The organism is Flavobacterium salmonis, from assembly GCF_903819435.1.
In the GTDB taxonomy this organism is placed as follows: domain Bacteria; phylum Bacteroidota; class Bacteroidia; order Flavobacteriales; family Flavobacteriaceae; genus Flavobacterium; species Flavobacterium chungangense.
On sequence record NZ_CAIJDP010000020.1, the window covers coordinates 1 to 249 of the forward strand.

1 protein-coding gene is annotated in these 249 nt (G+C 50.6%); it reads left to right on the forward strand.

The window, feature by feature from the left end; translation table 11 throughout:
• Positions 1-249: hypothetical protein (locus FLACHUCJ7_RS00100; protein WP_180907451.1), on the forward strand; the 249-nt coding region annotated here is incomplete at both ends.

A 249-nucleotide genomic window follows, 5' to 3' on the forward strand; every position in this document is an offset into this window, starting at 1 on the left:
GCAGGCCAATTGACCGGAACGATCACTATTGATCCGACCGATGATGCGCTGTACGAAGGAAATGAAACCGTAATCATCGATATCACGAATGTTACAGGCGGTAATGGCACTACAGAAAATGGCGTTCAGCAAGCAACGGTAACGATCACTGATGACGAGACCACCCCAACAGTAACACTGAGCGGAACAGCCTCAATAGCCGAGAATGCATCAGGAACCGCTACAATCACCGCTACGCTGAGCACGGCT